Annotated in this window: 8 protein-coding genes and 4 tRNA genes; 1 reads left to right on the top strand and 11 read right to left on the bottom strand. The window is 57.2% G+C overall.

Annotated elements, in window-relative coordinates; all coding sequences use genetic code 11:
• The coding region (locus tag MSL71_RS25190; RefSeq protein WP_218951137.1) for a hypothetical protein at nt 1-247 on the top strand (247 nt) is incomplete at its 5' end.
• A gap of 208 nt (nt 248-455) precedes the next feature.
• Here MSL71_RS25190 and MSL71_RS25185 read toward each other — a convergent pair.
• From MSL71_RS25185 to argH, 11 genes are all read right to left on the bottom strand, one after another.
• A tRNA-Cys gene (locus MSL71_RS25185) sits at nt 456-530 on the bottom strand.
• Between the two features lie 8 nt (nt 531-538).
• Nucleotides 539-613, bottom strand: a tRNA-Gly gene (locus MSL71_RS25180).
• Between the two features lie 194 nt (nt 614-807).
• Nucleotides 808-1470 carry a flavodoxin family protein gene (locus MSL71_RS25175; protein ID WP_180146883.1) on the bottom strand — a complete coding sequence of 221 codons (663 nt, stop codon included), beginning with the start codon at nt 1468-1470 and terminating at the stop codon, nt 808-810.
• A 902-nt stretch (nt 1471-2372) separates the two neighbouring features.
• A tRNA-Cys gene (locus MSL71_RS25170) sits at nt 2373-2447 on the bottom strand.
• Nucleotides 2448-2454: 7 nt separating this feature from the next.
• Nucleotides 2455-2529 (bottom strand) — tRNA-Gly (locus MSL71_RS25165).
• A 59-nt stretch (nt 2530-2588) separates the two neighbouring features.
• Nucleotides 2589-3140: a CDP-diacylglycerol--glycerol-3-phosphate 3-phosphatidyltransferase gene (pgsA, locus tag MSL71_RS25160; protein WP_180146880.1), complete on the bottom strand. Its 552-nt coding sequence runs from the start codon at nt 3138-3140 to the stop codon at nt 2589-2591.
• A 158-nt stretch (nt 3141-3298) separates the two neighbouring features.
• Nucleotides 3299-3946 carry a fructose-6-phosphate aldolase gene (fsa, locus tag MSL71_RS25155; protein ID WP_180146877.1) on the bottom strand — a complete coding sequence of 216 codons (648 nt, stop codon included), beginning with the start codon at nt 3944-3946 and terminating at the stop codon, nt 3299-3301.
• A gap of 43 nt (nt 3947-3989) precedes the next feature.
• Nucleotides 3990-4247: a hypothetical protein gene (locus tag MSL71_RS25150; protein WP_180146875.1), complete on the bottom strand. Its 258-nt coding sequence runs from the start codon at nt 4245-4247 to the stop codon at nt 3990-3992.
• Nucleotides 4248-4250: 3 nt separating this feature from the next.
• The gene (gene folK / locus MSL71_RS25145; protein WP_180146872.1) at nt 4251-4751 is read right to left on the bottom strand and encodes a 2-amino-4-hydroxy-6-hydroxymethyldihydropteridine diphosphokinase; all 501 of its coding nucleotides are present in this window, start codon (nt 4749-4751) and stop codon (nt 4251-4253) included.
• A gap of 96 nt (nt 4752-4847) precedes the next feature.
• A complete protein-coding gene (locus MSL71_RS25140; protein WP_180146869.1) occupies nt 4848-5306 on the bottom strand; it encodes a fibronectin type III domain-containing protein in 459 nt (152 codons plus the stop codon).
• A 2-nt stretch (nt 5307-5308) separates the two neighbouring features.
• Nucleotides 5309-6697, bottom strand: a complete 1389-nt coding sequence (argH, locus tag MSL71_RS25135; RefSeq protein WP_180146866.1) for an argininosuccinate lyase — start codon at nt 6695-6697, stop codon at nt 5309-5311.
• Between the last annotated feature and the right edge of the window lies 1 nt (nt 6698).

Below are 6698 nucleotides of genomic sequence, written 5' to 3'. Positions count from 1 at the left end.
TGCATGGCTTCGCCATGCCCAAAAAGCAAAAAAGCGATTGACCCGAAGAATTAAGGACAGTGTGGGTACGGCTAACCGGAGGCGGGTTGCCTCTTCGGGGCTGCCAGAAAACCTAAGAGCAGAAATACTCGGTAACCTGAGGGCGGGTTCCAGGCTGCGCCTGGTGCCGCCTGAAAGCTTGCGGAGCAAGCCTTGCATGGCTTCGCCATGCCCAAAAAGCAAAAAAGCGATTGACCCGAAGAATTAAGGACAGTGTGGGTACGGCTAACCGGAGGCGGGTTGCCTCTTCGGGGCTGCCAGAAAACCTAAGAGCAGAAATACTCGTAACCTGAGGGCGGGTTCCAGGCTGCGCCTGGTGCCGCCTGAAGGCTTGCTCCGCAAGCCTTGCATGGCTTCGCCATGCCCAAAAAGCAAAAAAGCGATTGACCCGGTGGGTCAATCGCTTTTTTGCTTTTTGGAGGCGGCTTCCAGATTCGAACTGGAGAATAACGGCTTTGCAGGCCGTCGCCTTACCACTTGGCCAAGCCGCCGAAATCGGTGGAGCGGGAAACGAGATTTGAACTCGCGACGTCAACCTTGGCAAGGTTGCACTCTACCACTGAGTTATTCCCGCTCAATGCCCGAAGGCGAGGATGTATTTAACCGGACAGAGGGGCGATGTCAACAGATAAAATACACCCCGTGACGCGTCACGGCCACACCGAAAAGAACGTACGTTCAAATGAGCAACGAGCACGATGTGTTGCCCGTTTGACGGCCACATTGGAGCATTTTAAAAAAAAGAGCGCTCTGCCCCCCAAGCCTTTGTCAGGCCCCTTGCCCGGCCTTCAATCGATCGGCAATTTCACGCCCCAGTGCTTCGGCCGATTCAAAGGAAAGGGGCTGGGCTTCAAACTGCTTGATCCCCACGGAATCCACCGTGGCCTCGGGCCCGTAGATCATGTTAATCCCGGACTTTTTGCACTCATCACCGAACCCGCAGCGCACACAGGGCACGTTGCCCGTAATCTTCACAGCCCCCACACACTCTATCCCTTCCTCCTGCATATAATTGGTCACAGCCTGAATACCCATGTCGCAGACAGGGGGTGCCCCCGGAGCATCATGGGGAACCGCAGAGGTCATCACCACAGCCCCGAGCTTACCTGCCATGAGGCCCTTCCGGTGCCGGAGGGGATACAGACGCTCGATAAAGGCCTTGGTCCGTGAATCCAGCGTGCTGTATGGGGTAAACCCCGCAATGACGATGGCATCGCACTCCCGGGCTTTTTGGGCCAGAAGCACACCATCATCCTTGACCACGCAGACATTGGTCTTCACACACCCCAGACACGCACGACAGGGCTCAACAGTATACTCCGAAAGCTTTATGAACTCCGTATCAAGACCGGTGGCCGCCAGCAAAGCCTGGACAGCACGATCGGTGTTGCTGTTTTTGATGGGAGAGCCGGAAACGCCAAGCACTTTCATGAAAAACCTCCTTGGTTGGGATAACATGCGCCACATGAGAACAGAAGAAAACGTTCCCATAATGGTTACACGTCATCATATCCCATTGTAAAGAGATATCATCCACACACCTGTGGCAGTTCGATTTGGCTGCAAGCTCAAAACAGAGCACGTGACAATGACATGCCTATAATGATGATGGGCTTCGGCAAATTGAAAGGCGGGTTAACCCCTTGAGGATGGGGCCTCGCTGCGTAAGCAGCCCAGGAATCGGCCGAGGTAAACGACAAAAACGAATAGCCGACCGGAGAAAAGATTGAAAGGAGAGGAGGATAGTGTGGGGTCGGTCAACCGGAGGCGGGTTGCACTCCGGGGGTGTCGCCTGAGCCAATGGCCATAGCTTGGCATTTCGCAATACTTTGGAACGGGATAATTCGATGACCTGGAGGCGGGTTCCGGACTGCGCCCGGGGCCGCCTGAAGGCTTGCAGAGCAAGCCTTGCATGGCTTCGCCATGCCCAAAAAGCAATAAAGCGGTTGCACCAAAGAATCGAGGGTAGTGTGGGGGCGGTCAACCGGAGGCGGGTTGCCCCTCCGGGGCTGCCGCCTGAGCCATGACAATAGCTTGGTATTTCGCAACACTTTACAACGGGAGAGTTCGATAACCTGGAGGCGGGTTCCGGGCTGCGCCCGGGGCCGCCTGAAGGCTTGCAGAGCAAGCCTTGCATGGCTTCGCCATGCCCAAAAAGCAATAAAGCGGTTGCACCAAAGAATCGAGGATAGTGTGGGGGCGGTCAACCGGAGGCGGGTTGCCCCTCCGGGGCTGCCGCCTGGCGTCTTGCTGCGCAAGCCGCGCCGGACTTCGTCCGGCCCAAAAAGCAAAAAAGCGATTGACCCGGGGGGTCAATCGCTGTTTTTGCTTTTTGGAGGCGGCTTCCGGATTCGAACCGGAGAATAACGGCTTTGCAGGCCGTCGCCTTACCACTTGGCCAAGCCGCCAAAATTGTGGAGCGGGAAACGAGATTTGAACTCGCGACGTCAACCTTGGCAAGGTTGCACTCTACCACTGAGTTATTCCCGCTCAGTGCCCGAAGACCTGTGTGTTTTAACCGTTGAGCCGCTTGGTGTCAACGAAAAACTTTACATGGTCAGAAGTTTTCTAAAGCGGAAAAAATAGTCAGCGCCGGACCAGATGGTCAGGATGAGAGCGCACCAGAGGAAAAACATTCCAATGCCGTGAAAATTGATTCCAAAGTAGCTGAAATGAATCAGGAGCGGGATGATGGCGGCGATCTGAAAGCCTGTCTTGTACTTGCCCAGCTTGGAGGCGGACACATCCTCTCCTCCCTCGGCAATGATGCTCCGAAGCCCCGTAATGGCGAGCTCGCGGCCGATGATGACGCACACCACCCACCCGGGAATCCACCCGATGGAGCTCATCATGATCAGTGAGCACCCCACAAGAAGCTTGTCGGCCAGGGGATCCATCACCTTGCCGAAGGTAGACTCCAGGCCCCACTTACGGGCAAGGAATCCGTCCAGATAATCGGTGATGGATGCGGCGGAAAAGATCAGAGCCGCCAGAATCGTGGCGAATCGGCTTCCGGAAAACAACAGAAGGATGACGATCAACGGCACGGAAGCCATCCGGAGAAGTGTCAGGTTGTTGGGGTGCTTGATTGTGTTTATCATAAAATACTGCCCGAATCCCAATCTGACAGGTCGCCTGATCAGCGATCACCTGTCGGTTCATTCATCCTGCGGTCTGCGTCCTGCAGCCCCGCCTCTCTCATCACAATGCGCCGTTGGTCGAGGCTCATCACTCCCAGCCAACGGCACCGTAGCATAAATCAATTCCCGTGCACCCGCTGCCAGTCCGCCATGAACATCTCGATCCCCCTGTCCGTCATGGGATGGGAGGCCAGCTTGGCGAGAACGGCGTGGGGGATGGTGGCGATATGAGCCCCCACCAGGGCCGCATCCAAAACATGCATGGGGTTGCGGATGCTGGCCACGATAATCTCAACAGGAAATTCATAATTAACAAAAATCTGCCCGATCTGCTCCACAAGGGGCATCCCCTCCTGGGCCAGGTCATCAAGGCGCCCCACAAAGGGGCTGACGTAATTGGCCCCGGCCTTGGCAGCCATGAGCGCCTGAAGGGGAGAAAAAACAAGGGTGACGTTGGTATGGATCCCCTCCGCCGACAAGATGCGAACGGCCTTCAAACCTTCCACGGTCATGGGAATCTTCACCACGATGTTGTCGGCAATCACCGCAAGGCTCCGGGCTTCCTGAACCATGCCGTCGGTGTCGAGGCTGATCACCTCAGCGCTCACCGGGCCTGCAACAAGGGAGGTTATCTCCTTGAGAAGAGCCACGGGCTCTCCCCCTTCGCGGGCCATGAGGGACGGGTTCGTGGTCACCCCGTCTGCCATACCCATACTGACTGCATCTCGAATCTCGTCCACATTCGCCGTATCGATGAAGAACTTCATGCTGCCTCCTTTCGAATCCCAATGGGACGTCAGAAATGGAACATCAGCTGTGCTTTTTCAGATAAGCGTCTCGGCACGTCGTCGAACAGAAATTGAAGGTTTCCCCGTTCACTCTCCCGGGCACCCCTTCGCGCAAAGGAAAATAGACCCCGCACTCCGGATCCTGAACCATCACGTCGTCGGCATGCCCCTGCCGCCCTCCGCTCTGGCCGCCTCCTGCCCCCATGTCGTTCAGCATCTTGTTTTTCAGATGCCGGTAACCGAAATAGATAATGGCCAGGATAATCAGAACCTTTAACACGGTCTACTCCTTTGTGTATGGAACCACCTCCTGGGATGCGTCATCGATCTCAGAGAGGAGTGTTTGCATTTTTTTGTTTGTATCCGGGTGAATAATCTCAGAATCTATATCACAAAGGGGAGTAAGGACAAAAGCCCTTTTATCCATGCGAGGATGGGGGATGGTGAGCTCATCGTCGCTGTAGACAAGGTCGTCGTACAACAGGATATCGATGTCTATGGGCCTGGGTCCGAACCGGATCCCCGATGCATCACGCCCCAGATCAGCCTCCACCGCCTTGAGCTGCGCAAGGAGGTCCCTCGGGGAAAGCGAGGTCTCCACGCGGGCGGCTCCGTTTAAAAACCACGCCTGGTCCGTGTAGTCCACCGGTGAGGTTTTGTAAAGCGGAGAGACCGCCACAAGACGAGCGATACCCCTGGACTCGATTTCATGAAGCGCCCTGTCAAAATTGGCTTTACGGTCGCCCATATTGGACCCGAGACAAAGAAACACGTCGTGCATCATCACGCCATATCCTGATTGAAGTTACCAAACGGCAACGCCGCCTTTGCAATAACGCAAAGGCGGCACAGCCTGATTCAAACGGTCAGAGACCGGTGCTTAGCTTGTGGGGGAAAGAGCCCTTCTCAGGTCCACCTTGACACGCTTGGACGGATCACTGACGTAACCGCCTTCGGCTGTGGCCCTCACCTCAAGGAGGTAACGCGTACCCGGCGAGACATCCAGGCGAAAACGCCTGTCAGCCGGACCGGCGTCCCCGATTTTTTCAAACCGCACAGGACAGCCTTCGCACACCTCTTCCCCTTCGTCCAGGGTGGAAAGATAGATGCGGTAGCCTGTCACCAGGCGCCGCTCAGCCTTGGGCGGATCCGTCCAGGTCACGATAATCGCCTCGCCCTGGACATGGGCTGCCACACCCGCAGGCGGTGTCAACCCGTCAAACCGGGGAGGCACCGGAGGCGCCTTGCGGCCGCAGGCCACACATACCAGAAGCAACGCACACAGCAGACACAGCCTGCGCACCCATCCACCTGTCCACCTGTTTCCTCCCCGCATCATGGCTATGAAATCCTTCCGCCGAGATCGGCAATGGCCTGGTCCATGGCTTTGCGCACGCGAGACGGCGCGGTGCCGCCAAAAGAGGTGCGTCTTTCCACCATGGCATCGGTGGTGAGAAAGTCAAAAATATCCGGTTCGATGAGCTCGGAGAAGCCCTTCATCTCGTCAGCCGACAGGTCGCCCAGCTCAACCCCCTTGCCCAGGGCAAAGGCCACGGCCTTGCCGGCCACGCTGTGGGCCTCCCGGAAGGGCATGCCCTTGGTGGCAAGGTAATCGGCCAGGTCGGTGGCGTTCAGGAAACCCGTTTCCGTGGAAAGACGGGTCACATCCGCCATCACCTTGATGTTGGGCAGCATGCGGACGTAGATGTCGATGACCGCCTTGAGGGTGTCCACCCCGTCGAAGAGGGGCGGCTTGTCTTCCTGCAGGTCCCTGTTGTAGGCCATGGGAAGACCCTTCACCTGGGTGATGATGGCCATGAGGCTGCCGATGACCCGCCCGGCCTTGCCACGCACCAGCTCGGGAATATCCGGGTTCTTCTTCTGGGGCATGATGCTGCTGCCCGTGGTGAAGGCATCGGAGATCTCGATGAAGTGGTACTCGGAAGCGGACCAGAGGATCAGCTCTTCGGAGAACCTGGAAAAATGGACCATGGCAATGGAGGCCGCCGAGAGGAACTCCATGATGAAGTCGCGGTCGGCAACGGTGTCCATGCTGTTGGCAGAGACCTTGGGAAAATCGAGGAGCTCGGCCACGTAATGGCGATCGATGGGATAGGTGGTCCCTGCAAGGGCCGCCGCCCCAAGGGGCATCACGTTGATACGGGTCAGGGCGTCTTCGAAGCGCTCCTGGTCCCGGGTGAACATCTCATAGTAGGCCATCATGTGATGGGAGAACAACACAGGCTGGGCGCGCTGGAGATGGGTGTACCCCGGCATCACCACACCGAACTGTTTCTCCGCCAGCGCCACGATGACACCCCGAAGGGTCTTGAGGCCGTCGATAACCACCCGGGTCTCATCCCGGAGGTAGAGCCGGGTGTCCAGGGCCACCTGGTCGTTGCGGCTTCGTCCGGTGTGGAGCTTCCTGGCCACGTCCCCGATCTTTTCGGTGAGGGCGGACTCGATGTGCATGTGGATATCTTCCAGGGCGTCGTCATAGACGAAGCTGCCGTTTTCGATATCCGCCTTCACCTCGAGGAGCCCCTTTTCCATGAGCTCTGCCTCGTCTTCCTCAATGATACCCTGCTTGGCCATCATCTTGGCGTGGGCGATGCTGCCTTGAATATCATGGGCGTAGAGGCGCTTGTCCACGAGGATGGAGGAGGTAAAAGCCTCCACCGCCTTGTCGGTCCCCATGGAGAAACGGCCTGCCCAGAGTTTTGCGCTCATC

The sequence above is a fragment of the Desulfoluna butyratoxydans genome, from assembly GCF_900699765.1.
GTDB classification, from domain to species: Bacteria; Desulfobacterota; Desulfobacteria; order Desulfobacterales; family Desulfolunaceae; genus Desulfoluna; species Desulfoluna butyratoxydans.
The sequence above is the reverse complement of the archived record's forward strand: the minus strand, read 5'-3'. Positions and strand labels throughout refer to the sequence as shown.

Coding starts and splice junctions, on each gene's coding strand:
- MSL71_RS25175 (WP_180146883.1), bottom strand. CDS start 1,470: ATGAAAGTGCTTGGCGTTTCCGGCTCTCCCATCAAAAACAGCAACACC.
- argH (WP_180146866.1), bottom strand. CDS start 6,697: ATGAGCGCAAAACTCTGGGCAGGCCGTTTCTCCATGGGGACCGACAAG.
- folK (WP_180146872.1), bottom strand. CDS start 4,751: ATGATGCACGACGTGTTTCTTTGTCTCGGGTCCAATATGGGCGACCGT.
- MSL71_RS25140 (WP_180146869.1), bottom strand. CDS start 5,306: ATGATGCGGGGAGGAAACAGGTGGACAGGTGGATGGGTGCGCAGGCTG.
- pgsA (WP_180146880.1), bottom strand. CDS start 3,140: ATGATAAACACAATCAAGCACCCCAACAACCTGACACTTCTCCGGATG.
- fsa (WP_180146877.1), bottom strand. CDS start 3,946: ATGAAGTTCTTCATCGATACGGCGAATGTGGACGAGATTCGAGATGCA.